Source organism: Micromonospora sp. NPDC049275 (assembly GCF_043197115.1).
Classification (GTDB): Bacteria; Actinomycetota; Actinomycetes; order Mycobacteriales; family Micromonosporaceae; genus Micromonospora.
Map to the genome: position 1 here is coordinate 69,170 of NZ_JBICSN010000011.1, position 25,089 is coordinate 94,258.

Sequence of the window (25,089 nt, forward strand, 5' to 3'; positions counted from 1 at the left end):
TTCGTCCGAACACGTGGCTGACGGAGGGTCGGCCCTACCGGAGGCCCCCGACGGACAGTCCGCCGCGCCAGTGTCGTTGCAGGCTGAAGAACGCGATGACCAGTGGGATCACGGACACGAGCGAGCCCAGGATGATGAGGCTCCACAGCGAGGTGCCTCCCGAGTTGTTCGCGGAGGCGATCCCCTGCCAGAGGCCGAGGCCGACAGTCACCGGGAAGAGCCGGTTGTCGGAGAGCATGGCCAGGGGCAGGAAGTAGTTGTTCCAGGACGCCACCGCCGACAGGAGCAGCACGGTGACCACCGCGGGGCGCATCAGCGGGAGGGCGATCTGGAGGAACGTCCGCACCTCCCCCGCGCCATCGACACGTGCCGCGTCCAACAGCTCGTCGGGCACGGCGTCGCGGGCGTACACGTGCATCAGGTAGACGCCGAACGGGTTGAGCAACGACGGGAGGATCACCGCCCACACCGTGTTCGTCAGGCCGAGCCGGGAGAACATGATGAAGGTCGGGATGACCAGGGCGGTGGCGGGCACCATCAGCGCGCCCAGCACGACGGCGAAGCTGAAGCGCCGCGCGGCGAACCGGTACTTGGCGAACCCGTAGCCGGCCATGACCGCCAGGACGGTCGCGCCGATCCCGCCGGCGATGGCGTACAGCGTGGAGTTGAGGATCCACCGCAGGTAGATGCCACCGTCGTAGGTGAAGAGCTGCCTGAGGTTGCCGAGGTAGTCGACCCGGTCGGTGAACCAGAGGGTGTTGCCCCCACCGAACAGGCCCGGCGCGTCTTTGGAGCTGTTGACGATGACCCACCAGAACGGTACGAGGAAGTAGATCACCAGGAAGCCGAGGAGGATCTGCAGAGGGAGGTAGCGCTGCGGGCGGCGGGTGCCTGCGCGGGCGCTGGTGTGATCGGTCATCTACAGGAAGCTCCTCCGCTTGCGGGTGAAGAACAGGAAGGCGTACACGCAGATGAACACGATGCCGCCGAGAGCGAACGAGATCGCGGACCCGTAGTTGAAGTTGGCGAGCCCGAACGCCTGCTGGTACGCGTACATGTTGGGCGTGAAGTCGGTCCCGATCGTGCCCGCGGCGAGGTAGCGCAGGATCTGCGGTTCGTTGAAGAACTGCAGGGTGCCGATGAGCGAGAAGACCAGGATCAGGATCAGCGCGGGAGCGATCAGCGGGATCTTGATGCGCGTGGCGATCTGGAATCGGCCGGCGCCGTCCATCCGTGCGGCTTCGTAGAGGGTCGGGTCGACTCCCTGCAACGCCGCGTACAGGATGATCATGTAGTAGCCGGCCCACTGCCAGGTGACGACGTTGAGCAGGCCGTAGAAGATCAGGTCACTGCCCAGGAAGTCGGGTGCGGTGGCGCCGAACAGCCCGAAGATGTCGGTGAGCGGGCCGAAGCCCTTGCTGTAGAGGAACCCCCACATCACGGCCCCGATGACCGTCGGGATCGCGTACGGAAGAAAGATCATGAGGCGGGAGAAGCGCGCGAAAAGCGTCGTCACCGAGTCCAGGATGAGGGCCAGCACGAGCGCGATGGCGATCTGCACCGGGATGGAGACGAGCGAGAAGCGGAGAACGAACCATGCCCCGGACAGGAAGCTCGGGTCGGTGAACGCCTTCACGTAGTTGTCGAAGAGGACGAAGCTGGTGCCGCCGATCAGCTTCTTCTGGAAGAGACTGAGGTACAACGCGTAGGTCAGCGGCGCGATGAGGAACGCCAGGAAGACGACCGCGAATGGCCCGACGAAGAGCCACCCCATCAGGTGCTCGCGGAGATGCACCTTGCCACGGATCTTGCGCGTCTCGTGCTGACGACGCCGTGCGCGCTTCTCGGTCAGGAGTGTCATCTGTGGTCTCCAGGACGTGGACGCTGGCGGTGGTGGGTGGGCCGGCCGTGCTGGCGCGGCCCACCCATCCGGTCACTGAACGGTGAAGCCCTGTTCCTTGGCGTACTTCGCCACGTCCTCCTGGAGCTTGTCGGCAGCCTGCGAACCGGTGACCGAGCCCTTGATGATCTCGCTGACCTGCTTCGTCATGGCGTCGAGGTAGTACTGGCCGAAGGGCGCGTAGGCGACCCCCTTGTAGGCCTCGGCCGCGGGAAGGTAGACCTCCCTGTTCGCCTGCTGGCCGTCGAAGAACGCCACCTTCAGGTCGACGAACGCCGGATCCTTGAGCGCCGTGAGGTTCAGCGGGAAGATGATCTGGTTGGTCCAGCCGTCGGTGAGCGACTCCTTGTCGGCGTAGAGCCCGTAGGCGACCTTCGCCGCCAGCTCCGGCTTCTTGGCCTGCTTGGTCACCGAGAAGGCCGACCCACCCCAGTTGACCTGGACCGGGTTGGCCGGATCCCACTGCGGCAGCGGCGCTACCGCGAACTTGCCGGTGTCCTGGCCCTTACCGACACCCGCGCCGGTGAGGTAGCCGGGCGCCCACGCCGCCGAGATGTAGGTCGCGTAGTTGCCGTTGATGACGCCGGAGATGTACTCCGGGGTGAACTGGTCCTGCGTGCCCACCAGGCCCTTCTTGGCGAGGCCGCCCCAGTAGTCCAGCACGTCCTTGGACGCCTGGTCGTTGAGCTTCACGCCTATCGACTTCGGCTGCGCCGGATCGAAGGTGAAGGGCGCGGCGCCCTTCTGGATCTGCAGCGCCATCAGGACCGCCGGCACGTTCGCGCCGAGGTCGCCGAAGAGCGGACCACCGGCGTCCTTCACCTTCTGCGCGGCCTGCTCGTACTCGGTCCAGGTCTTCGGCGGGGTGACCTTGTACTTGTCGAAGATGTCCTTGCGGTAGATCATGCCCATCGGACCGCCGTCGACCGGGACGCCGTAGACCGCGTCGCCGACCGACACGTCCTTCCAGGCGCCCTCGCCGTAGTTGGCCTTCACCGCGTCGTAGCCGTACTGCTTGATGTCGACGAGCGCGCCCTGGATCTGGAAGGTCGGGATCCGGTCCGCCTCGACCATGATCACGTCCGGCGCCCCGGTGCCCGCCGAGATGGCCGTCTGGAACTTGTCGTACTCGTCGCCGCCCTGCCCGACGTTGGTCCAGCAGACCTGCACGTCGTCGTGCTGCTTGTTGAAGTTGTCGACGACGAGCTGGGTGTTGGGGTACCAGCCCCACATCGTCACCACCGGCACGTTCTGCTTGGTGATGGTGTTCGTGCAGTTGCTCGCGTTGCTGCCGCCCCCGTCGGAGGAGCAGGCGACCAGGCCGCTCCCGGCCGCGAGCATGACCACCGTGGCGAGTATGCGTCGTCTCTTCATTGAGATGGTTCCCTTCGGAGGTGGCGGTGCGGAGGCATCCGTGCGCTGGCGGGCGCCACCGGGGCGGGAGACCCCGATCCCGGTGGCGTCGCCGGGTAGGGGCTCCTAGCGCTTGAACAGACGCGGAGCCAGGTCGATGAGGTTCTTCTGCCACACGTCCCAGCCGTGCGGCCCGGGGGTGACGCCGTCGAACTCGTAGCGGATACCGAGGGTGTCCAACGTGGTAAGCGACGCCACGAAGCTCGGGTGGACGAAGTCGGTCTGGTCGCCCACGTACAGGCGCAGCATCTTCGTCCCGTTGTTGATCGCGGCCACGTCGACGCCGGCGCCGCTGCCGAACCCGGCCGAGAGGGCCGCGACGTACGCGAACTCCCCCGGGTACGCCTTCAGCACCCCGAGCGCCTGCCCGCCGCCCATCGACAGACCGGCGAGGGCCTGCTGGGACGGATCGCTGGAGATGTGGTAGCGGGCACGGGCCGTCGGCACGATGTTCTCCAGCAGCTCCCGGTTGAAGTTCGACGAGTTGCCGTTGCCCATCACGACGACCATGGGCGTGAGGTCCCCGTCGAGGAACTGGTTGTCGAGGATTTGCTTGGCGCGGCCCATCTCGACCCAGTCGGTGTAGCTCTGGCCGCTGCCGTGCTGGAGATAGAGGACGGGGTACGGCTGCGCTCGACCCCTGTCGTACCCGGGTGGGGTCCACACCAGCGCGGTGCGGTCCTGACCGGCCACCGTGCTGGGGTAGGTCATGCGCTCGACGGTTCCGCCCCGGCCGGCGGGCACGTCCGACAGCAGGCGGGCACCCGGCCCCGGGAGGAGGAAGGTGCTCCACATCGGTTCGGAGGTCACGGTCGTCGGGTTCGAGGCGTCCTTGACCGCGACCCGGTCGACGATGAACCGGTAGTAGTAGAACCAGGGCTTCAACGGCCCGACTGTCGCCCGCCACCGGTCGCCGTCGCGCCTCAGTGGCACGCGCAGCCAACTGCCGCCCGGCGCGATGTTGGCCCACACCGTGACGTGCTGAGCGTCCGTGAAGTCGGTGGTCGTCTCGAAGGTGACGAACCCGCCCTCGCTGACGAACGGCGTCGGGGTGGTGCCGGCCGGCGGCGGGGTGAACTCCCGCCGCAACGGCTGGTGACCGGGGCTGGGCCGGTGGTCGGTCACGTGCCGGAACAGCCGCGGCAGGAAGTCGACCAGGTTCTCCTGCCACGTGGTCCAGTTCGCGCCGCCGTCCGGGTTGACCCCGTCGAACTCGAACCGGACGTCGGCTCGGTCCAGCGCCCTCATCAGCTGGTAGGTGGGGTTGTACGCGGGATCGGTGACGTTGCCCGTGTAGAGGCGCAGCAGCTTGAGGCCGCGGTTGGTCGCCGTGGCGTGCTTCCGGTCGATCGCCGGAGCCGACGTGCCCGAGAACGAACCGACGTAGCCGAACTGACCCGGCTTCGCGAGCGCGGCCCGCAGCGCCTGCGTGCCACCGTCGGCCACTCCCGCGATCGCCTGGTGTGCCGGATCGCGAAGGACCCGGTAGGTGTCGGCGACCGCCTTCCGGAGGTCGTTCAACTCCCTGTCGTCGGCGTCACTGAGCACCACCACCATCGGGCTGATGGCACGCGCGGCCGAGAGGTTGTCGAGGATCTGCCTGGAGCGACCGAGGTCGAGCCAGTCGGTGGCGGCAGCACCGGCGCCGGACTGGAGGAAGAGCGCCGGGTAACCCTTCGGCCCCTTGGCCGTGTACCCCGGTGGCGTCCAGACCAGGGCGGATCGCTGCGCGTTACCGGTGCGGTAGGTCAGCGTCTCGATCTTTCCGCCGGTGCCGGCGGGCGCGTCGACAAGCCACCGCGCCGAGTCACCCGCGACGAGGAAGGTGCTCAGCAGCGGGTCCGACGCGACGCCTGTGGCGTTCGTCGGGTCCTTGATGGTCAAGGTGTCGTCGGCGGTGAGCTGGTAGCGGTACAGCCCCGGGGCGAGCGCGCCGAGCACACCGGACCACACGTCACCGCGGCGGGTCAGACCGAATTCCGCCCAGGTGGCGGACGGACCGAAGTTGCCCTCGACGACGACCTGCGAGACGGTGCCCAGCTTCTCCTGGACGTACGCCGCCGGAACGGCGAACGAGGCGTAGCGGTCCCCGGAGACGGCAAGCCACGGCGTGTCCGCCGTCGCGGGCTGCGGGGCGAGCAGGGCCGCCGCGATGGCGACGACTCCGGCGGTGAACACCGCCGAGACCCGCCGGCGTACGCCCGGACGGCGCAAGCGCCCATGATAATGTTCGGTTGTCACGCTCCACTCCTTTCATGTGCCGGCAGCGGATGCGACCCGCTGGCCGGCTCAACTCATCGGTGGATCTCGCCGTGCGTGGTGCGTACACCCCCTTCCCGCTCCTGCCACGGGAGCGCGAGTTCTCACGGTCGTGCCGCGCTCTGCGGTGCGGCGGTCGAGTTGCGGACCACGAGGCTTGTCGGAAGCACTATCTGGTGGGGCTCGTCCCACTCGCCGGTCACCAGTGACTTGAGCATCCGCGCGGCCTCGTACCCGAGCTGGTACATCGACTGGTCCACTGTGGTCAGACCCGGCTCGGTCGACGCCGACTCCGGGATGTTGTCGAACCCGACGACGGACAGGTCCCCCGGGACGGAGAGCCCCAGCTCCCTGGCGACCTCCAGGACCTTGAGGGCCATCCCGTCGCTCGCCGCGAAGATCGCCGACGGCCGGTCGGCTCGTCGCAGCAGGGCACGCGCCAACGGAGCTGCCGACTCGGGGTTGAAATCCCCCCTGCCGATCAACGTCGGGTCGACCGGGACGCCGGCCTCGGTCAGCGCCGCCCGGTAGCCCTCCTCGCGCGACCACGCCGAGGCCAGGCTGTCGCGGCCGGCGATGAACCCGATGCGCCGATGACCCAGGCCGAGCAGGTGCTCGACCGCGGCGGTGGCGCCCACGAGGTTGTCGGCCGTGACCGAGGGCGCCGTCGAACCTCGCACCGGGTCGATGGCCACGACTGGTGTCCGGCTGCGTACCTCGCCCCACGGGGTGACGACTATGCACCCGTCGGTGAGGGTGCCCGACAGCCGGGTCAGATGCCGCTGCTCCCAGCCCTCCGAGTACGACCCGTAGAGGTCGCTGTTGGCGTAGATGATGAGGTCGAAGCCCGAGCGACTCAGGGCCTTCATGACCCCCTTGAGCACCTCTGCGGTGTACGACTGGAAGCTGTGCGCCACGAGGCCGAGAACATTGGTGCGGCTGCGGCGGAGGCTCGACGCCACCAGGCTCGACTCGTAGCCGAGCTGCTCGATCGCGGTCCGCACCTGGGCGATCGTGCGGGCGCTGACGCCGTAGTGCCCGTTGACGACGCGCGAGACGGTGGCTGTGGAAACGCCGGCGACCCGGGCGACATCACTCATTGTCACCGGCGCATTGGCTTCGATCATGCCGCTCTCTCTGGACTGCAATCGTTATCGGTTACGTTTCCAGGATGTTGCCAACGTAACGGACGACGATTACGAACACAAGACTCCTTCACGCGCACGGCAACCCGGTTCGAAAGGTCCTAACGGGACGGTCGCAGGGCGGGCTTCGCACCTCGATAACCGATACGACGGACACGATCGGTAGCCACTTCAGGCGTCCGGAGTGGATCGCCCAATTCCGCGATGGCTCCATTCGAGGACCACGTCGGGGTCCATTCCCGGCCACCGATCACCGATCACGGCACCGGAACGAGCCCGGGGCAGGCGACACCCGCGTGGCGTGCGGCCCGCCCGAGGCGAACATTGGTCACGGCCACCGTGTTCCCTGCTGCAAACGTGATCGGTAACGTTTACATAGATCGAGAACGTAATCGATGATCATGGCGATGTCCAGAGCTCGCACCGACCCACCACCCCTCGGTCCCGGCACCGCGACGGAGATCTCGACGTCGGGGCCCCGCACGAAGGAGCCCGCCCTGAACACCCACCCCCACCGCGCCGCGCTGCCGGTCCGACCCCGTCGACACCAGCGGGGAGGGCTGTCGTGAACACTGCACGCCTGCTCCTGGATCCACGCCGACGCGTCGCGCCGGTGCCCCGCCGGCTCTTCGGCTCGTTCGTCGAACACCTCGGCCGCGCCGTCTACAGCGGAATCTACGAGCCGGGCCACCCGACCGCCGACGCGGACGGCTTCCGAGGCGACGTCCTCGCGCTCGTCCGGGAGCTGGGCATCACCACGGTCCGCTACCCGGGCGGCAACTTCGTCTCCTCGTACCGCTGGGAGGACGGTGTGGGCCCGGTCGACAAACGACCGGCCCGGCTCGACCTCGCCTGGCACAGTCTGGAGACCAACGCGTTCGGGCTGGACGAGTTCATGCGCTGGGTCGGCAAGGCCGGTGTCGACCCGATCATGGCGGTCAACCTCGGCACCCGTGGTACCGCCGAGGCCGTCGACCTGCTGGAGTACGCCAACCACCGCGGCGGGAGTCACCTCGCCGACAAGCGCCGCGACAACGGCGCCGTCGACCCGTACGGGATCAGGCTGTGGTGCCTGGGCAACGAGATGGACGGCCCGTGGCAGGTGGGCCAGCGCAGCGCGACCGAGTACGGGCGGCTCGCGGCGCAGACCGCGAAGGCCATGCGCCGTTTCGACCCGGACCTCGAACTCGTCGCCTGCGGCTCGTCCCACCTCGGCATGCCGACCTTCGGCAGCTGGGAGCGCGACGTGCTGACCGAGGCGTACGACGACGTCGACCTGATCTCACTGCACGCCTACTACCAGCCGGTCGACGACGACCTACCCAGCTTCCTCGCCTCGGCCGAGGACATGGACGTCTACATCGACGCCGTCACCGCCATCGCCGACTCGGTCGGAGCGATCCGCCGGTCGACCAGGAAGATCATGATCGCGTTCGACGAGTGGAACGTCTGGTACCAGTCGGCCGCGCCGTCCACCCCGCCGAGTGGGGAGGACTGGCCGGTCGCGCCGCCCCTGCTGGAGGACCACTACAGCGTGGCCGACGCCGTCGTCGTCGGTGGCCTGCTCATCAGCCTGCTGCGGCACAGCGACCGGGTGACCGCGGCGTGCCAGGCCCAGCTGGTGAACGTCATCGCCCCGATCATGACCGAACCGGGCGGCTCGGCCTGGCGGCAGACCATCTTCCACCCCTTCGCCCGCACGGCCCGGCACGCCCGGGGCGCAGTGCTCGACGTGCTCCGCGACAGCAGCACGACGACCACCGACCGCTACGGCGCGGTCGACGCGGTCGACGCGGTCTCCACCTGGGACGACAGCACCGGGGAGATGACCGTGTTTCTCGTCAACCGGGTCGTCGACACTCCGGCCGAGGTGACAGTCGACGTCGCCGGCGCCCAGGTGGGCGGGATCATCGAGTGCGTCACAGTCGGCGGCACCGACCTCGACGCCAGGAACACCGCCGACGGTCCGGACCACGCCGAGCCGCGCCCCAACGACACGACCCGGGGCACTGGTGCCAGCGTCCGGCTGACCCTTCCGCCGGCGTCGTGGACCATGCTGCGGCTCCGCGCCACCGACGTGACCCCCTAGGGCACCCCGGCCGCGCGCCTCCTGGTGTGACCCGGGGGCGCGCGGCCGGGACTTCCCCACCAAAGGGAGTACGTCAGCAGAAACAGGAATTGCCACGACGGCCACAATGGGTCGACGAATGGATTCGGAAATCACGTCGACATCCATTCGGGCGCGTTTCGACGATGCCCGTCGCGGGTGGTCCCGAAACACACCCGTGAGAGAGCGCCGGACGCGATTATTCGACCGCTGGCATCAACCTCCCGTCGACGCGTCGGGGAATGGCTGTGTACTCGTCGCGCAACTCCTCGGGAAGCACCCAGGCCGGGGCGTCCTGCCACGCCAACGGGCGGAGGAATCGTCGGATCGACGTGGCGCCCACCGACGTGTGCACCGCGTTCGTCGACGGCCAGGGTCCACCGTGGTGCTGGGCCCACGACACCCGTACACCTGTGGGGTAGCCGTCGAAGACGATGCGGCCCGCGCGGGCGGAGAGCACGTCCACCAACAGGCGTACGACGTCGGCGTCGTCACCCGGGCCGCGATGGACGGAGCCGGTCAGCGACGATGGGACGGCGTCCAGCGCGGCGTCGAGTTCGCCGGCGTCGTGATAGCGGACCACCACCATGAGCGGGCCGAAACACTCGTCGGCGATCTCGGCGCTCAGACCCGGCAGATCGACCTCCAGGAGCCTCGGTGCGGCGGTGAAGCCCTCCCCGGGGTCGATCTGGGGCCGCGCCGAGAGGTGAGCGCCGGCCCGCTCGAACTCCGCGGCCCGGCGCTCGTACGCGTCCCGGATGCGCTCGTTGAGCAGGACCGTGCCGCCCGCGGAGGCGACCTTCTCCCGCAGCGTGTCGACCAGCCGATCGCCGCCCCGACCCGACGGAATGAACGCGAGGCCGGGCTTGGTACAGAGCTGACCACCGGAGGCGGTGAACGAGGCGAACAGCCCTTCGGCGATCTGGTCACCGCGGTCGGCGGCCGCGTCGGGCAGGACGACGATCGGGTTCACGCTGCTCAGCTCGGCGTACAGGGGAATGGGGTCGGGTCGTTCGTCGATGGCGGCCTGGATGGCGCGGGCGGCGTTGACCGAGCCGGTCAGGGCGGCCGCGCGGATCGCGGGGTGACGCACCAGCGAGCGGCCGGCCTGCTCCCCGTACACGAGGGCGATCACCCCCTCGGGGCCGTCGAGGTCGCCGATGGCCGAGGAGATCGCGGCGGCGGAGGCGTGCGAGGTCAACGGGTGGGACGGGTGGGCCTTCAGGATCGCGGGACACCCGGCGGCGAGCGCGGCTGCCGTGTCGCCGCCGGCGACCGAGAAGGCGAACGGGAAGTTGCTGGCCCCGAAGACGGCGACCGGTCCGAGGGGTACGAGCATCCGCCGCACGTCCGGGCCGGGTCCGAGCGGTGTGTCGACGGCGTGGTCGATGGCCGCCTCGACGTACGCCCCGTCGCGCAGCACGTCGCCGAACATCCGGAACTGGACCGCGGCACGGGTGAGCTCCTGGTCCAGCCGCGCGTGGGCCAGCCCGGTCTCCGCCTCGGCCGCCGCGACCAGATCCACCCGACGGGCCTGAAGAGACGCGGCGATCGCGTCCAGCAGGTCCGCCCGGCCGAGCCTCCCGAGGCCGGCCAACCACCGTGTCGCCCGGGACGCCTGGCCGACGATCACCTCCAGCCGGGACTCGTCGGTCTCGGTGAGATCCGTCGCGCGACGCCTACCGTCGCGCGGATCGACCGTGCTGACCACGTTCACAGCAGTCCCCTCCTTGCCAGATTGCCCATGAGGTCGCGGACGCCGAAGTGCCACGGCTCGCACTCCTGGGCGTGCCGCACCCGGTTGACCAGAGTGCCGAGTGCCGGGCAGCTGATGCGTACCACGTCGTCGATCTTGTGGGTGAAGCCCTCGCCGGGGCGGTCCCGGTCCTGGATGGGCGCGAACATGGTGCCGAGCATCAGGGCGGCGCCATCGGGATAGCGGTGGTGCGGGCCGATCAACTGCCGCACCAGGTCCTCCGGGTCGCGCGACATCCGGGTCATCTCCGAGACCGCCTCCAGGAGGAAGCCGTCCACGCCGCGGACCTCCAGGCGCACCTCGAGTTCGCGAACCTGTTGCATGCCGAACCGGTCGTCGAAGAGCCGGATCAGCGGGCCGAGGGCGCAGGAGGCGTTGTTGTCCTTCGCCAGGGGAAGCAGGAGCGCCGAGCGGCCCTCGATGTCGCGCAGGTTCACGTCGTTGCCGAGTGTGGCGCCGACGATCCGGCCGCTGGACGCCACGACGAGGGTGACCTCGGGCTCCGGGTTGTTCCAGGTCGACGCGGCGAGCACGCCGACTTCGACGGCGGTGCCGACGGCGGAGAGGATCTGCCCCTTGGTGAAGATCTCGGCGTCCGGGCCGATCCCCACCTCCAGGTACTGGCTCCACATGCCCTCGGCGACCAGCAGGCTCTTGAGTCGGGCCGCCTCGGCCGAGCCCGGGTCCAGGTCGTGCAGGCCGACGCCGATGTCGGCGAACATCCGTTGCCTGATGTCCGCCGCGAGCGCCAGGTCTCCCCGTGCCCGCTCCTCGATCACGCGTTCGATCATCGAGATGGGGAAGGTCACGCCGGCGGCCTTGAGCGCCTGGAGGTCGACCGGGGCGAGCAGCCAGGGCCGCCCACGGTCCCGGGTGGCGGCGCCCGTGTTGGCCAGGATCTCCCCGAAGTCGCCCACCCGCGCGCCGTCGAGCTCGGCCACGGTCGCCGCCGGGTCGGGTAGCTCGCAGATGTCCCGGATGGTGGGGAACCGGTGACTGAGGTCGATGACCTCGCCGTTGCGAACGGCAACGGGCGTGGGGCCGTCGACGGAAGGGTCCCAGATCCGGCCGATCAGGACGCTGTCCACCTCGCCCGGCAACGCCTCGGCGGCCGCCCCGAACCAGTCCGCGTCGGCTGCCGGCCCTCGGGTCACCGCGAACACGTACTCGTTGCGGGCGTGCGGGCGGTGGCGACCGGGTCGAGGGCACCTGTCGCCCTGGGGAAGCCGAAACGAGCGCGCTGATTACCCATCGTCACTCCACTGTTACGAGTTGGCGTCAACGAATGGAATTGCAACGATCGTAGCGACATGCGCAACGCTGTCAAGTGACGATTGCGCATTGCGTCGCATCTATTGCACATGATGCAATGGCCGTCACGGTGCTGCCGCCGCGCGAGGGGAGAAGCAGCCTTGGCGCAATCCATACGCCGCGCGATCGACCTCATCCGTCGCTCGGCCGAACATCCGCTGTCCCTGACGGAGGCCGCAGACGTGCTGGGCGTCCACAAGTCCACGGCCCTACGGATCCTGCAGACGCTGGAATCGGCTCGCTTCGTCCGCCGGACCGGGGCGGGCACGTACGTGCTCGGCAGCGGGCTCATCGAGCTGTCCGAACTCGCGCTCGGCTCGATGGACCTGCGCCAGCCCGCCGCCGCCCACCTCCGCGCGCTGCAACGCGCGACAGGCCACACCGTGCACCTGGCACAACTGACCGGCGATGAGATCATCTACATCGACAAGGTGGACAGTCCCGCGTTCGACGCCGTCAAGCTGCCCTCGCGGATCGGGCGTGCGGTGTCGATCTACGCGAGCGCGGTGGGCAAGACGATCCTGGCCCACCTGCCGCGGGAGGAGCGCGACCGTCTTCTCTCCCCCGTCGTCTTCGAGAGATTCACCGACACCACCCTCACCGACCACGACGCCCTCGAAGCCGAACTCGCCCGCATCCACGAACGCGGCTGGGCAGTGGACAACGGCGAGCACGACGCGTACGTGCTGTGCGTGGCCGCACCGATCAGGGATTCGCGAGGTCAGGTCATCGCCGCCGCCTCGATCACCGCGATCGAGGTCATCGCGAGCCTCGACCAACTGAAGAGCAACCTCCCGCTCCTCCTGGAGACCGCCGACCAGATCTCGTACGAACTCGGCTACCCACGGCCGTCCGTGGACCCGGACGGTGACGGCCGGTCCGCGCCCTGACGACGCGCGGCCCCTACTGACCAGGGCGACGACGGCACTCTTCGATGGAAGAAATGTGCTGCTCGGCCCACGCCCGGACCGCTGCCAGCGGGGCATCCAGGGAGAGACCCAGGCCGGTGAGCGCGTAATGGACGCGCGGCGGCACGCTCGCCTCGACCCGTCGGGTCACCAGACCATCGCGGCACAGGCTCTGCAGCGTCTGCGACAACATCTTGTTCGACACCCCGGGGGCGCGGCGGCGGAGCTCCGCGAAGCCGAGCTCCGCCGGATGGTTCTCTGCCAGCACCTTGATCAGCATCGACGTCCACTTGTCGCCGATCCGGTCGAGCAGCTGCCGGGTCGGACACGCCGGGCTGAACAGATCCCCAGTTACCCCGGCCTCACCAGGTGGCGCGAAAGTGCCGTCTTGCCAAGCCATCAGGCATCTCCCATGTTAAGCAGGTAACCAATGGTAACCGGCGGAGGTCAGACATGGAGTTGCGCAGAATCCGGACCAACGGCACCGAGTTGAACGTCGCCCTGGACGGCGCCGGCCCGCCGGTGCTGCTGATGCACGGTTGGCCACACACGTGGCAGGTGTGGCGGGAGGTGCTGCCGTTGCTGGGTGGACGACGCCGCGTCATCGCACCGGACCTTCGAGGGCTCGGCGACAGCGCTCGCGCGGCGGACGGCTTCGACGCGGCGACCGGCGCCGGAGACATGCTCGGCCTGCTCGACGCGCTGGGGGTCGAGCAGACCGAGGTCGTGGCCCTGGACGCGGGCGTGCCGGGCGCTTTCCTGCTCGGCGCGCTGCACCCGACCCGGGTACGCCGCCTCGTGCTGATGGAGGCGGCGCTGCCCGGCCTGCCCGGCGGCTTCCCGGCACCACCGTGGTGGTTCGGCTTCCACTCGGCTCCCGGGCTGGCCGAGACGGTGCTCGAAGGCCACGAGGCCGAGTACGTCGACTTCTTCCTCGCGGCCGGCACCTTCGAGCGACGGGGGGTGCCCCCGCAGATCCGGGACGCGTTCGTCAGCGCGTACACCGGTCGTGAGGCACTGCGCTGCGGCTTCGGCTACTACCGCGCCGCCGGGCAGAACGCGACGGCGATCTCCGCAGCCGGCCGACTGACCGTGCCCACCCTGGCCGTCGGCGGCAACACCGTCGGCGACCTGCTCCACCGGCAGCTCATCGGTGTTGCCGACGACCTTTCCGGTGAGCTGATCCCCCGCAGCGGGCATATCGTGCCGCTGGACCGCCCGGACGCCGTCGCGCAGTTACTCCGCACCGACTCCGCCGTGTCCCGTTAACCGAGCGGCGCCAGGGGCGCGACTACTGCCCCACGAGCGGGAACCCGGTCTGCTCCCGCTCGCGGCCGCCCTCAGCGGGTCGGTCAGTTCCCGGCGCTTGTGAAGTTCAGGACGTCGATCCGGCTGCCGCCCCGATGCGGCGCGAAGACGCTGGCGATGTTGTTCGACTTCAACAGGCGGTGGTCGAGCAGCGGATCGGAGGTGAAGGTCGCCGAGGACCGGTAGCGCACGGCCCAGTCCGACCAACCCGAGGCCCGGGACGCCGTCGCGACCTGCAATACGCCCGTGTTCGAGGCGGCGCTCACCACGAACAGATTGTCCCGGGAATCGACGCCGATGTCGCCGCGGCTGACGCCCGCCTGGTAGCCGAGGATTCGCTGACGCCACTGGCCGGTCGCGGCCTCACGCCAGTAGTGCACGAGCACGGCGCTGGTGCGGGCGTTGGTGAAGACGGCGTCACTGGGCGCCGACGGCGGCAGGTGGGAGGCCAGGACGTGCACGTTCCCCGCCGAGTCGACGGTCTGCGACTCCTGGTTCATCAGGCCGCGGTTCTGCCCGATGGCCCAGAACCGCGCGGCGGCGGTGGTCGTCGAGATCGGGCTGGAGTCGGCGGTGCCGATCAACGCACCCGAACCACTGCGCCACGTACGGCCCCGGTCCGTGCTGTACGCGTAGTAGAGATCGTGGTTGCTGCTCCCGTCGAAGGTCTCCCGGACGGTCCAGGTCATGTGCAGCACGCCCTGTCCGTCGTACTGGAAGCCGAACAGGTAGGCGTTGTTGCCGAGCGTGGTGCCGTTCATGATCTTGCCAACGAAACTCCACGCACCGGCCCGATACTCGAACAGAACCTGGTTGCCGTTCCCGCTCTCCCCCGTACGGATCGTCAGTTGCAGGTTGCCGTCGGGCATCGTGGTGAACTGCGGGTAGGTCATGACTGCCAGGTCGCGTCCGGCGAGGCTGTTCTGCACGGCGCCGAAGATGCCCGGTGACCAGGTGGCGGTGTCCGGCGAGGTGGCGATGCCGGCCACCGACTTGCGGTAGCGGAAGCGCTGGGAGTGCATGTCGAACGACAGGTGGATGCTTCCGTCCACGTGCGAGAGACCGATGCTGATCACGTTGTGCGAATCGGTGGCGGCGGTGCGGTAGTCCGTCAGGCGGATGGTCTGCCACGTGCCGTTCGTCGGACGCCTGGAGACGTTGACGTAGCCCTCGTCGTCCCAGAACGTCGCGTACTGCCACCGTCGGTGCGAGACGATGCCGTCCTGCTGGAACGACTCGCCGTTCATCAGGCCCGTGTAGCTCTCGGCGGTGCGGCCGTGGGTGGTCAGCGTGGTGGTGGTCGGCGTGTTGACCGTCGGGGAGGCCGCCGAGGCCGTCATTCGAAGATCCTCTCCTGGGTAGTGCCAACGCGGACTGTCCGATCAGGACGCCGGCAACGGATAGCGGGAGTACGTCTGGACATCTTGCACCCCGGACCGCTGGCGCTGACGATCCACCGGCCGCCCGGGATCTGTAAACAACCCTTGCTATTAACCGTTGTGAACGTCAATATGTGGAGGTCGCGGGACGTCGAAGCCTGGGGAGTGAGCCATGAGAAGCCGTCGGATTTTCGCAGTGGTAGCCGGGGCGGCGATGACTGTCGCGGCCGCCGTCGCCTTCGTCCCCAGCAGCATGGCGGCGGCCGTGTCCTCGGCGGGCACCGTCGCGATGGTCGCGTGCGCCGCACCGGCCTGGGCCGAGGGCGTCACCTACCAGGCGGGCGTCCAGGTCACCTACGGCGGCCGGCTCTACCAGGCTCTGGTCACCCACACCGCGTACCCCGGCGCCGGCTGGAACCCCGCCGCGACCCCGTCGCTGTGGCGCGACCTGGGCGCGTGCTCGGGCAGCACACCGCCGCCCACCACGGCGCCGCCAACGACCGCGCCGCCCACCACCCCTCCCCCCACCACGGCACCACCGACCACACCTCCCCCCACCACGCCTCCGCCGACCGGTGGGACCTGCGCGGTGAAGTCGCGGCCCGCCGGCAAGGTGTTGCAGGGCTACTGGGAGAACTGGGACGGCGCCTCCAACGGCGTACATCCCGGTCTCGGCTGGATCCCGATCACCGACAGCCGGCTCGGCCAGCACGGCTACAACGTGATCAACGCGGCGTTCCCGGTGATCCGCGCGGACGGCACGGTCCTCTGGGAGAACGGCATGGACGCCGGCGTGAAGGTCGCCACCCCGGCCGAGATGTGCCAGGCCAAAGCGGCCGGCGCCACCATCCTGATGTCGATCGGCGGGGCCGCCGCGGGCATCGACCTGAGCTCCACCGCCGTCGCCGACCGGTTCGTCGCGACGATCGTGCCGATCCTGACGGCCTACCACTTCGACGGCATCGACATCGACATCGAGACCGGCCTGACCGGCAGCGGCAGCATCAACACCCTGTCCACGTCGCAGGCCAACCTGATCCGGATCATCGACGGCGTGCTGGCCCGGATGCCGTCCAACTTCGGCCTGACCATGGCCCCCGAGACGGCCTACGTCACCGGCGGCAGCGTGGTCTACGGCTCGATCTGGGGCTCGTACCTGCCGATCATCAAGAAGTACGTGGACAACGGCCGGCTCTGGTGGCTGAACATGCAGTACTACAACGGCAGCATGTACGGCTGCGCCGGCGACTCGTACCCCGCCGGCACCGTGCAGGGCTTCACCGTGCAGACGCAGTGCCTCAACAACGGCCTCACCATCCAGGGCACCACCATCCGTGTGCCCTACGACAAGCAGGTCCCCGGCCTGCCCGCGCAGAACGGGGCAGGCGGCGGCTACCTGTCGACGTCACTTGTCACGCAGGCCTGGAACTCCGTGCCCGGCCTCAAGGGCCTGATGACCTGGTCGGCGAACTGGGACGGGTCGAAGGGCTGGACCTTCGGCGACAACGTCAAGCGCCTACAGGGCCGCTGACCGGCCCCCAGCCTGCGGCGAGAACGCGAGCACCGACCCGCCGACCGTCAACCGGCCGGCGGGTCGTGTGAGACCTGGCTGGGTGATCAGGTCGAGTGGGGAATGGAGGCGCCGTCGTCATCGAGGGGCGAGCCGCCCAAGGCACGGTCCATCTCGACGGCGGTCAGTTGCACTCCAACATCGCCGTCGGAGGTGGGCAGCTCAGGGGTCCAGGTAAGACAGCCCGTTCGCTGCGGAGGAGCCTTGCCGCTCGCCACGGGGGCGGCGAGCGGCGAGGTGTGTGCGGGGTGCGGCACTGCTCAGTGATGCGCCGGGGCGGTGGCCCGGTCACCGTTGCGGGACAGGATGAACCACAGCAGCAGGGCGCCCGCGAAGGCCGCGATGCCGGTGCCGGCCTGCCAGGTGAAGGCGACCCGGAAGGCATGATGCGCGCCGGTCGGCAGCGCGCGGGCCAGAACCACGGCGTAGATCGCCGCACCGAGCGCACCGCCGATGCGGACGATGATGTTGATCTGCGAGGTGGCGTCGGGCAGCCGCTCGCGGGGCACCGCGGTGAACGCCGACACCATGAGCGGGGTGGACGCCATGCCGATGCCCATCCCGAGCAGGAAGATCATGGCCTGCTCGAGGACCGGCTGCTGGTCGAGTCCGAGGGCGAAGGCGCCGGTGGCGACGGCCGTGCACAGCGTGCCGGTGGCGGCGACCGGGCCACCGCCGTACCGGTCGGTCAGCCGGCCGCTCAGCGGCAGCATCACCGCCGTGCCGGCACCCAGCGCGAGCGTGCGCAGACCGGTCTCGAACACGCCCTCACCGTGCAGCAACTGGAAATAGAGCGGGATCAGCAGCGCACAGCCGAAGGTCAGCGCCCCGTTGAACACGAACGCCACGCTCGCCGCCGTGTAGGCCGACGTCCGGTAGAGCGTCACGTCCAGCAGCGGATCGGTGCGTCGCAGCGCGTGCACCACGAATGCGGCCATGCCGGCGCAGCCGAGAGCCAGCGACAGCAGCACCCGGGCGGGCTCGGGCGTGCCGAGCGCCCCCCAGGTGGTGAGGCCGTAGACGGTCAGCGGCAGGCCGAGTCCGATGTAGGCGAACCCGGCCACGTCGAGTGGGCCGGTGTGGGTGCCCCTCTCGTGCGGGATCCACTTCAGCCCGGCCAGGATGGCGAGGATCCCGATCGGCACGTTGATCAGGAACAGCCAACGCCAGGACAGGCCGTGCAGCAGCAGCCCGCCGAGGACCGGGCCGAGGGCCGGCGCCAGCACCACGGCGATGCCGATCCGAGCCATGACCCGTCCGAGCCGGCCGGGGCCGACGGCCTGGCCGAGGATCGTCTGACCGGCCGGCACGAGCAGGCCCGCGGTCAGGCCCTGCAGCACCCGCAGGCCGATGAGCACCGGCATCGACGGGGCCGCCGCGCACAGACCGGAGACGACTGTGAACGCCACCAGCGCCCCGAGCCAGAGCCGGCCCACCCCCAGCCGCCGCCCCAGCCACGCGCACACGGGCAGGGAGACGGCCAGGGCCAGCAGGTACGCGCTCGAGATCCACTGAGCCAGCTCGAGATCGGCCCCGAAGTCACGCTCGATGGTGTTCAGCGCGATGTTGATCAGCGAGGTGTCGAGGCCGCCGGCGAACGCGCCGAACGCGACGACCCAGGCCAGGCGCCAGGTCTCGGGGCTGATCTCCAGCGGCGGCGCGGACCGGCTGTCGACGCGGGTCATACGAGGGCCGGGCTGCGCAGCGACTCCAGCGCCGTGGACCAGGCGGCGATCTCGCCGAGCATGGTGACCAGGGTCGGCTCGTTGTGGGCCCCCGGCGTGAACGAGCCGGTCTCGGTCGGCGCCGACATGGTGAAGTCGTTGAAAATCGACAGAACGACCTGCGTGCGTACGGTCGGGACCTTGAGCTCGGCCAGGATGAGCCGCAGGTGCTCGACGGCGCGCGTGCCGCCGTGCAGCCCGTAGCTGACGAAGCCGGCCGGCTTGTGGTGCCACTCGGCGAACAGGTAGTCGAGGGCGTTCTTGAGCGCCCCCGGGACGGAGTGGTTGTATTCCGCCGTCACGAAGACGAACCCGTCATACGACTCGATCGTCTCCGCCCAGCGCCGGGTGTGGTCCTTGCCGTACTTGCCGAACAGGGCCGGATGCTCCTCGTCGAGGAGCGGCAGGTCGAAGTCGGCGACGTCGACGATCTCGTAGGTCACGTCGTCCTGCTGCTTGGCGGCGACCTCGGCCACCCACTCGGCGACCTGCTGTCCCCGGCGGCCCGGACGGGTGCTGCCCAGGATGATCCCGATCTTGGTCATTAGGTGCTCTCTCTCCAGTCATGGACTCCGGCGAGGATCAGGTTACAACGAACGTTGCTCTAACTACAATGAACGTTGTAAGAGCGCTAGACTCGGGCCGTGACGGAGAAGCCGAACAGTTGGTCAGGCGGGGGCTCCCCGGACAAACGGCGGGCCATCATCGAGGGCGCGCTGGCGATCTTCTCGCGGGACGGCTACACGCGAGCCGGTCTGGACGCGATCGCCGCCGAGGCCGGCGTGTCCAGCCGGACGATCTACAACCACTTCAAGGACAAGGCGAGCCTGTTCGAGGCGGTGATCGAGGAGAGCTCGCGCCGGCTGGTGGAGACCCAGCTCGCGATCATCGACCGCCACCTGCACAAGATCGTCGAGCTGGAGGGCGACCTCGTCGCGTTCGGCATCGAGTGGATCTCAGTGCGCAACTCGGCCAACGCCCCGCATTTCGCGCTGGTCCGGCAGATCCACGCGGAGGCGGAGCACATCCCCGCCGCGGCCATCGCCGCCTGGCAGGAGAACGGGCCGCAGCGGGTGCGCCGGGAGTTGGCCGACCGGCTGTGCGCGATCGCCGAGCGGCACCCGCTCAAGATGGACGATCCGGAGCGCGCCGCGGGCCATCTGATGGTGCTGATCTCGTCGGACAATCTGCCCTACCTGGTCGGTCCGCCGGCCGAGCGCGAGGTGGCCGCGATGGTAGCGGCCGGGGTGCACACCTTCCTGCACGGCTACCAGGCGTAACCGGGCGGCGACCTTCCCGCCGCCCGGTCACGCGCGTCACGCCACCGACCGGATGCCCGCGTCGGGGTCGATGTTGAAGCTCAGGATGCGGCGGGGGTGGATCCGGATGAGCGCGCCGGTCGGCTCGCCCGCCGCGTTCGTCGCCTCTGGCAGGGCCTCGGCGCTGCCGCGGATCTCCAGGCAGCGCACGCTCCACGGATTGGTCGAGGCCACGTCGTCCACCACCAGCGAGACGCTGGAGCCGGCCGCCACGTTGCGGAACTTCTGGCTGCTCTCCATGCCGTGGCCGTCGATGTCGATCGCGTGCAGCGTGGTGTTGTACCCGAACGTCACCGGGTTGTTCTGCACGGTGCCGTTCCGCTGGACGGTGGCCAGCCTGCCCAGAAGTTGCTCACTCAGGAAGGCCAGCTCCCGCTCGGTGAACACGGTCATGTACCCGTTGCGTCGGCCCGGGAAGCGAGGACCCGATCTGCGACAGTGCCTCGTGAAGGCGTTCATCGTCGAATTCACCCGGCCGGCGTCGCCACACTGTGGACATCTCGGTGGGTTCGCCGCCGGGCAGCCAATTGCCTGCCGAATGATGGTCTCAACCAAGAACGTCGGCTGCGATGGGCGACAAGGCTGGTGTACTCGGCCGCCAACCGACGGACGAGAAGGACAATGTGGGCGGTATCTGTCGTGGTTGACGAAGTCGTTGTGGCAGGCGTGTCGACAATCGCCGCCGCCGCCGTCGCGGCGTGGGCGACGCTCAGAGCGCAACGACGCAGGGCCGAGGTGATCAGCCTCGTCGACGTGTTGGTGTCTGATGCCGAGGTGATCCAGGCAGAGCCGCACACTGACACGCACCTCGTGGGAACCATCGAGCCGGACCGGCCAGTTCTGGACGTCCTCGTGCGTAACGACGGCGATCGGCCGGGGCTGCTGCGACGCATTCACCTCGACGTGCAAGGCACCCTCCGCGTTCCCACGATCGATCCGCCTCTCGTAGTCAGGTTTCCCGGCGGAACGGTCACCGGTGGTGAGCAGGTGATGGAGCGGCGACTGGGGCCCAGTGCCTCGTATGCGGTCGACTTTCCGCTGCAGAAGGGGCGCTACTCCAGTCCGATCAGGCAGGAGATCCCCGCGAACGGCAACGACCGCTTCCTCGTACCCCTTGTGGCGAGCGAGGCGAGACGAGGCAGTGACTTCTACACGGTCACCCTCACCCTGGACGGGGTAAGGAACAGGAGAGGAAGTGCCCGACGCTCGTTTGAACCCGTGCGGGTCCTGGCGCTCGGTCCGCCCTGCTGGGAAGGCTCCGAGGTGATCAAGGAACGGCTGACAATGATCGCCGATCGTGTCTCTGAGCTGTCGCCGGGAGGTGGCAAGGATGTGGGCGTGATCTTCAATGCGGCCATCTATCCCGCTCGGACGGGCATGGAGGACTACGTCGCTTTTTATGCGGCGAAGCTTCGGACGCTGGAGGAGAGCTTGCGACACTGTCTGCACCACGCGTCGGACAAGGCGCTGGTGCGGGGGTGGCTCACCGAGCTGGAGCTGAGCCTCGCCACGGTCGACGAGCTCCATCAACACGCGAAGGATCTCCGCACTTCCGGCCGGCACCCCTGACGGGAGCGGGAACGAGCACCGCGGGCCCGGGCCTCGGAGAGGGCGGCGGGTGTGTGCCGCCGCCCCCTCCGACCGAGGTCACCGTCCGTACAGCTCGAATTCGTAGAGCGAGAATCCGTACGAGGTGGCCCGCTTGACTCCGTACACCCGCACGTAGCGGGCGGTGACCGGCGCGAAGGTGGCGTTGTCGACGCCGCCGTTGCCGGTGGTGGTGGCAAACACCGGCGTCCACGAGCTGCCGTCGCCGGATACCTCGATCCGGTACGAGGTGCCGTACGCGGACTCCCAGCGCAACACCGCCCGGCTGACGGTGCGGGCCGCGCCGAGGTCGACCCGGAGCCACTGGTTGTCGTTGTAGCTGCTGGCCCACCGGCTGCCGAGGCTGCCGTCGACCGCCTTGTCCGGCGTGTAGCTGGTCAGGAACTGGGTGCTCGACGCGGTGGCCGGGCGCCCCTGTGCCAGGTTGGTGACATCGTCGCCCCGGTGCGCCGGGAACGAGACGACCTGCTGGTAGGTGGGGCGGTTCTGCCAGGCGATCAGCGGCTGCGTGATGCCGCCGAGGCCGGACTGGGCGATCGAGTCGGCGCACCACTGGTCGCCGGCGGAGCAGGACTTGTCCCCCGGGTACACGGTGGTGGCCGGCACCGCGGCCGCCTGGCCGAGCCCGTCGAGCAACGCCTGCCGGCACGCGCCGAGGTTGCCGTCGCCGCAGTACGCGCGGCCCAGCCCACCGGCCACCGGGTCACCGAGCACGGTGCGCAGGTCCTTGTCGACGTAGCCCCACCAGCCGTGCTGGAACGACGAACCCTTGTGCGCCTGCCCCTGCGACGCCCAGCTCACGGCGCCGTCGCGCCCGCCGTTCTGGCCGCCCGACGGCGCCTCGTTCACCTCGATGGCATCGACGAGCGCGGCGTACAGGTCGGGCCCGAGGCCGGGGCGGAACTCCGCCGAGGCCAGCAGGGGCCACCAGGCGTCGAAGATCCGGATGGCATCGGCGTGCTGGTAGACCTTGGAGCCGGGCGACGTCTCCACCCGGCGGGTGCCGGCCTGCTGCCAGGCCCGCAGCTTGCCGATCGCGTCGGCCAACGCCGGGTCGGTGACCGGCGCGCTGTCCAGCACCCGCAGCAGGTCGCCGAGGACCTGCTGGCCACGCAGGTCGGTCACCGCCGCGTCCGCCATGATCTTCACGACGTCAGCGCGGCCGAGCTTGCGCTGGGCGATCGCGGCGCGCACCGGGCCGTCGAGCAACTGAGCACGGTGTACGGAGCCGAAACTGAAGTTGCCGTCCGCGGCCCCGAAGTCCCGCGCCTGCTTGTTGTTCCAGCTGACGTAGTAGTCCTGGTTGACCGACTGCGGATGCGCCGACGCCGGAGCGTAGGTGGCGTCGTTGGTGTCCGGGTTCCAGCCGGCCCACTCGTACGCCGGCTCGGCCTTGGTGGGCAGGTTCGGGTCGGCGGTGGCCGACCGGACCGGGTTCGAGCCGGAGTTGAAGTACGCCGCCTCGGTCGAGTTGACGTAGAACCAGTTGAACGCGTACCCGACGCTGGCCGCTGACGCCTGGAACGCCGCCGCGCTGCCCATCGCCGACGGGTCGTTGAAGGCCTGGAAGCCCATCGCCGAGTCGGCCTCGTGCCGGTAGGTCGAGCGCAGCTTGGTGAACGCGGTCGGCTGCCCGTTCACCAACCCCCGGTACGCGACCAGCCCGTACTTCGTGCGCAACGCGCGCAGCGTGTACGAGCCGGCCGGGGTGGAGTCGGCGAGCGTCGGCGACCAGGAGTTGCGCTGCTCCAGCGCCTCCATGGCGAGGCACTGCCCGTGGTAGAGGTAGCGGTTGGTACGCAGCGTCGGGGCGCTGCCGTCGGTGGTGCACAGCGGCACCGCGTACGTGTCGGTGAGGTCCTGGGAGGCGGAGGTCGCGCTCCACGCGTAGTCCTGGCCGCGGCCGAGCAGCACGTAGAGGTTCAGACCGGCGAACGCGGCGCCGCGCGCGCTGATCCCCGGCCCCTGCAACTCCTGGAGCATCAGGAGTTGCGGCGCGAAGTAGCCGGTCTGCGGCCCGAAGACGGCGATCGGGTTGCCGGTGGTGGTGTGCCGCCCGGAGACCACTACCGCGTTGGACATGCCGTGCGCGCGCAGGTTGGACAGGCCGCCCAGCAGCCCCTGGGTGGCGGTGCTGGTGCCGGTGCGCGCGGCTGCCCCACCGCTGGCGTCGTACGCGAGAGGCTCGGCGACCACCGAGCCGGCATCGGGGAGCACCGCGCTTGTCGCGCCCGGCGGTGTCGCCCCGTACGGGAAGCTCTGCCCGTCGTGCAGGGTGAGTACGGTCTCCGGGTCGTTCTGCGACCGGAACGCCGTCCAGACCCGGTCACCCTCGGCGGCGCCGTACTTGGCTCGGGCGGCCACCCGGACCAGCGCGGACTGGATCTCGCTGCCGCCGCCTCCACCGAATAGCCCGCCGATCACCCCGGCGGTGGCGATCAGGTCGGTCATGGTGAAGTGCTTCGGCTTGCCGGCGCCGGCGAGCACGTACTCACCCGGGTAGTTGTCGTCGGCGATCGACTTGTCGATGTAGGCGTTGATGCCGGCGATGTAGTCGACCACGTCGGTGTAGAGCTGCTGGCCCCGGGCGCCCTTGGTGCGCAGCGCGTCCACCTGGGCCTGCAGGTCCGCCTCGGTGTAGGGCGAGTTGGCCCAGACGCTCTGCTCCAGCTCCCGGTTGCCCGGCGCGCCGCCGGCGAACGAGGTGACGTTGCCCCGGCCGACGTGCCGCAGCAGGTCCATCACCCACAGCCGGTCCTGGGCCCCGGCGTAGCCGGCCCCGAACATCGTGCCCGCGCGGGTGGTACCTGTGACGTGCGGGACGCCGGTGGCCTTGTCCCGCACGATTGTGACGTCCGCGCGCGGCGACACAGTGCTCTCGACCTGCGCGGCGGGCACGCCGAACGAGGCGTCGTTGTAGAAGTGGCCGATCTGCTCGTCGGTAAGCCCGGCGTAGTTGTAGACCAGGTTCGCGTACTCGTCGAGTTGGTCGCTGGAGTGCGCCGGGCGGGTGCCGAGCGCCTGGTGCGCCAGGATGGCGACAAGCGTGGCGTTGCCGTTCTGCCCGGGGGGCAGGATGTCGGCGCACTGGCCGAGGCAGTAGTCGTTGGCGGCGAACGTGCTGGCGGCCAGCGCCGGTGACGGCGGGGTCACCGTCAGGACGCTCGCGGTCAGGGCAGCGGCGGTGAACGCCGCGAGCCGGTTACGGGAAGCGGGACGGGGCATGGCGATCCTCCGGGGACGCGGAGTCGGGCCGTTCGGTACGCCCGGCTGCCGGTGCCGATCTCTCGCCCTCCGCGCCCGGACGTTCCACTAGGAGGTGAGACTGACTCACGTCTATCTCCCGGCAATGATCGATGCAGGATCGCCGTCGCGGATAGCC

At 69.4% G+C, this 25,089-nt stretch carries 19 protein-coding genes; 6 read left to right on the forward strand and 13 right to left on the reverse strand.

What is annotated here, in order from left to right; translation table 11 throughout:
* Positions 1–34 precede the first annotated feature (34 nt).
* From ACGFIE_RS25895 to ACGFIE_RS25915, 5 genes are all read right to left on the reverse strand, one after another.
* On the reverse strand, positions 35–919 hold the full coding sequence (locus tag ACGFIE_RS25895; protein WP_393299143.1) for a carbohydrate ABC transporter permease: 885 nt from the start codon (positions 917–919) through the stop codon (positions 35–37).
* Positions 920–1,861 (reverse strand): carbohydrate ABC transporter permease, encoded by a 942-nt coding sequence (locus ACGFIE_RS25900; protein ID WP_393299145.1) that lies wholly within the window; start codon positions 1,859–1,861, stop codon positions 920–922.
* A 72-nt stretch (positions 1,862–1,933) separates the two neighbouring features.
* On the reverse strand, positions 1,934–3,274 hold the full coding sequence (locus ACGFIE_RS25905; RefSeq protein ID WP_393299148.1) for an ABC transporter substrate-binding protein: 1,341 nt from the start codon (positions 3,272–3,274) through the stop codon (positions 1,934–1,936).
* 105 nt (positions 3,275–3,379) lie between these two features.
* Positions 3,380–5,527, reverse strand: coding sequence for an alpha/beta hydrolase (locus ACGFIE_RS25910; RefSeq protein ID WP_393299151.1), 2,148 nt, complete (start codon positions 5,525–5,527; stop codon positions 3,380–3,382).
* A 149-nt stretch (positions 5,528–5,676) separates the two neighbouring features.
* A complete protein-coding gene (locus ACGFIE_RS25915) occupies positions 5,677–6,699 on the reverse strand; it encodes a LacI family DNA-binding transcriptional regulator (RefSeq protein WP_393299154.1) in 1,023 nt (340 codons plus the stop codon).
* Positions 6,700–7,282: 583 nt separating this feature from the next.
* Between ACGFIE_RS25915 and ACGFIE_RS25920 the strand changes: the two genes are divergently transcribed.
* A complete protein-coding gene (locus ACGFIE_RS25920; protein WP_393299157.1) occupies positions 7,283–8,806 on the forward strand; it encodes an alpha-N-arabinofuranosidase in 1,524 nt (507 codons plus the stop codon).
* A gap of 217 nt (positions 8,807–9,023) precedes the next feature.
* On the opposite strand, the gene ACGFIE_RS25925 is transcribed toward ACGFIE_RS25920, so the two are convergent.
* On the reverse strand, positions 9,024–10,541 hold the full coding sequence (locus ACGFIE_RS25925) for an aldehyde dehydrogenase family protein (protein ID WP_393299160.1): 1,518 nt from the start codon (positions 10,539–10,541) through the stop codon (positions 9,024–9,026).
* Entirely contained in the window at positions 10,538–11,734 is a 1,197-nt protein-coding gene (locus ACGFIE_RS25930) for a fumarylacetoacetate hydrolase family protein (RefSeq protein WP_393299162.1), read from the reverse strand. Before ACGFIE_RS25930 ends, ACGFIE_RS25925 begins: the two co-directional genes overlap by 4 nt.
* Positions 11,735–11,992: 258 nt before the next feature.
* Here ACGFIE_RS25930 and ACGFIE_RS25935 point away from each other — a divergent pair, with 258 nt between their 5' ends.
* Positions 11,993–12,781, forward strand: coding sequence for an IclR family transcriptional regulator (locus tag ACGFIE_RS25935; RefSeq protein WP_393299165.1), 789 nt, complete (start codon positions 11,993–11,995; stop codon positions 12,779–12,781).
* Between the two features lie 13 nt (positions 12,782–12,794).
* On the opposite strand, the gene ACGFIE_RS25940 is transcribed toward ACGFIE_RS25935, so the two are convergent.
* Entirely contained in the window at positions 12,795–13,199 is a 405-nt protein-coding gene (locus ACGFIE_RS25940; protein ID WP_393299168.1) for a winged helix-turn-helix transcriptional regulator, read from the reverse strand.
* Positions 13,200–13,252: 53 nt separating this feature from the next.
* Between ACGFIE_RS25940 and ACGFIE_RS25945 the strand changes: the two genes are divergently transcribed.
* The gene (locus tag ACGFIE_RS25945) at positions 13,253–14,068 is read left to right on the forward strand and encodes an alpha/beta fold hydrolase (protein WP_393299171.1); all 816 of its coding nucleotides are present in this window, start codon (positions 13,253–13,255) and stop codon (positions 14,066–14,068) included.
* A gap of 83 nt (positions 14,069–14,151) precedes the next feature.
* Here ACGFIE_RS25945 and ACGFIE_RS25950 read toward each other — a convergent pair whose 3' ends face one another.
* Positions 14,152–15,447, reverse strand: a complete 1,296-nt coding sequence (locus ACGFIE_RS25950) for a BNR repeat-containing protein (RefSeq protein ID WP_393299174.1) — start codon at positions 15,445–15,447, stop codon at positions 14,152–14,154.
* A gap of 211 nt (positions 15,448–15,658) precedes the next feature.
* Here ACGFIE_RS25950 and ACGFIE_RS25955 point away from each other — a divergent pair, with 211 nt between their 5' ends.
* On the forward strand, positions 15,659–17,017 hold the full coding sequence (locus tag ACGFIE_RS25955) for a carbohydrate-binding protein (RefSeq protein ID WP_393299177.1): 1,359 nt from the start codon (positions 15,659–15,661) through the stop codon (positions 17,015–17,017).
* Between the two features lie 299 nt (positions 17,018–17,316).
* On the opposite strand, the gene ACGFIE_RS25960 is transcribed toward ACGFIE_RS25955, so the two are convergent.
* Complete coding sequence (locus tag ACGFIE_RS25960) at positions 17,317–18,741, reverse strand: DHA2 family efflux MFS transporter permease subunit (RefSeq protein ID WP_393299179.1); 1,425 nt, start codon at positions 18,739–18,741, stop codon at positions 17,317–17,319.
* Positions 18,738–19,325 (reverse strand): NADPH-dependent FMN reductase, encoded by a 588-nt coding sequence (locus ACGFIE_RS25965; protein ID WP_393299181.1) that lies wholly within the window; start codon positions 19,323–19,325, stop codon positions 18,738–18,740. The genes ACGFIE_RS25960 and ACGFIE_RS25965 overlap by 4 nt, the downstream gene beginning before the upstream one ends.
* Before the next feature lie 99 nt (positions 19,326–19,424).
* On the opposite strand from ACGFIE_RS25965, the gene ACGFIE_RS25970 reads away from it, so the two are divergent.
* On the forward strand, positions 19,425–20,060 hold the full coding sequence (locus tag ACGFIE_RS25970) for a TetR/AcrR family transcriptional regulator (RefSeq protein ID WP_393299184.1): 636 nt from the start codon (positions 19,425–19,427) through the stop codon (positions 20,058–20,060).
* A gap of 36 nt (positions 20,061–20,096) precedes the next feature.
* Here ACGFIE_RS25970 and ACGFIE_RS25975 read toward each other — a convergent pair whose 3' ends face one another.
* Complete coding sequence (locus ACGFIE_RS25975; protein WP_393299187.1) at positions 20,097–20,492, reverse strand: PPOX class F420-dependent oxidoreductase; 396 nt, start codon at positions 20,490–20,492, stop codon at positions 20,097–20,099.
* A gap of 246 nt (positions 20,493–20,738) precedes the next feature.
* On the opposite strand from ACGFIE_RS25975, the gene ACGFIE_RS25980 reads away from it, so the two are divergent.
* Positions 20,739–21,668, forward strand: coding sequence for a hypothetical protein (locus ACGFIE_RS25980; RefSeq protein ID WP_393299190.1), 930 nt, complete (start codon positions 20,739–20,741; stop codon positions 21,666–21,668).
* Between the two features lie 78 nt (positions 21,669–21,746).
* On the opposite strand, the gene ACGFIE_RS25985 is transcribed toward ACGFIE_RS25980, so the two are convergent.
* Positions 21,747–24,932 (reverse strand): penicillin acylase family protein, encoded by a 3,186-nt coding sequence (locus ACGFIE_RS25985; RefSeq protein WP_393299193.1) that lies wholly within the window; start codon positions 24,930–24,932, stop codon positions 21,747–21,749.
* Between the last annotated feature and the right edge of the window lie 157 nt (positions 24,933–25,089).

Coding starts and splice junctions, on each gene's coding strand:
- ACGFIE_RS25895 (WP_393299143.1), bottom strand. CDS start 919: ATGACCGATCACACCAGCGCCCGCGCAGGCACCCGCCGCCCGCAGCGC.
- ACGFIE_RS25900 (WP_393299145.1), bottom strand. CDS start 1,861: ATGACACTCCTGACCGAGAAGCGCGCACGGCGTCGTCAGCACGAGACG.
- ACGFIE_RS25905 (WP_393299148.1), bottom strand. CDS start 3,274: ATGAAGAGACGACGCATACTCGCCACGGTGGTCATGCTCGCGGCCGGG.
- ACGFIE_RS25915 (WP_393299154.1), bottom strand. CDS start 6,699: ATGATCGAAGCCAATGCGCCGGTGACAATGAGTGATGTCGCCCGGGTC.
- ACGFIE_RS25940 (WP_393299168.1), bottom strand. CDS start 13,199: ATGGCTTGGCAAGACGGCACTTTCGCGCCACCTGGTGAGGCCGGGGTA.
- ACGFIE_RS25945 (WP_393299171.1), top strand. CDS start 13,253: ATGGAGTTGCGCAGAATCCGGACCAACGGCACCGAGTTGAACGTCGCC.
- ACGFIE_RS25950 (WP_393299174.1), bottom strand. CDS start 15,447: ATGACGGCCTCGGCGGCCTCCCCGACGGTCAACACGCCGACCACCACC.
- ACGFIE_RS25955 (WP_393299177.1), top strand. CDS start 15,659: ATGAGAAGCCGTCGGATTTTCGCAGTGGTAGCCGGGGCGGCGATGACT.
- ACGFIE_RS25960 (WP_393299179.1), bottom strand. CDS start 18,741: ATGACCCGCGTCGACAGCCGGTCCGCGCCGCCGCTGGAGATCAGCCCC.
- ACGFIE_RS25965 (WP_393299181.1), bottom strand. CDS start 19,325: ATGACCAAGATCGGGATCATCCTGGGCAGCACCCGTCCGGGCCGCCGG.
- ACGFIE_RS25975 (WP_393299187.1), bottom strand. CDS start 20,492: ATGACCGTGTTCACCGAGCGGGAGCTGGCCTTCCTGAGTGAGCAACTT.
- ACGFIE_RS25985 (WP_393299193.1), bottom strand. CDS start 24,932: ATGCCCCGTCCCGCTTCCCGTAACCGGCTCGCGGCGTTCACCGCCGCT.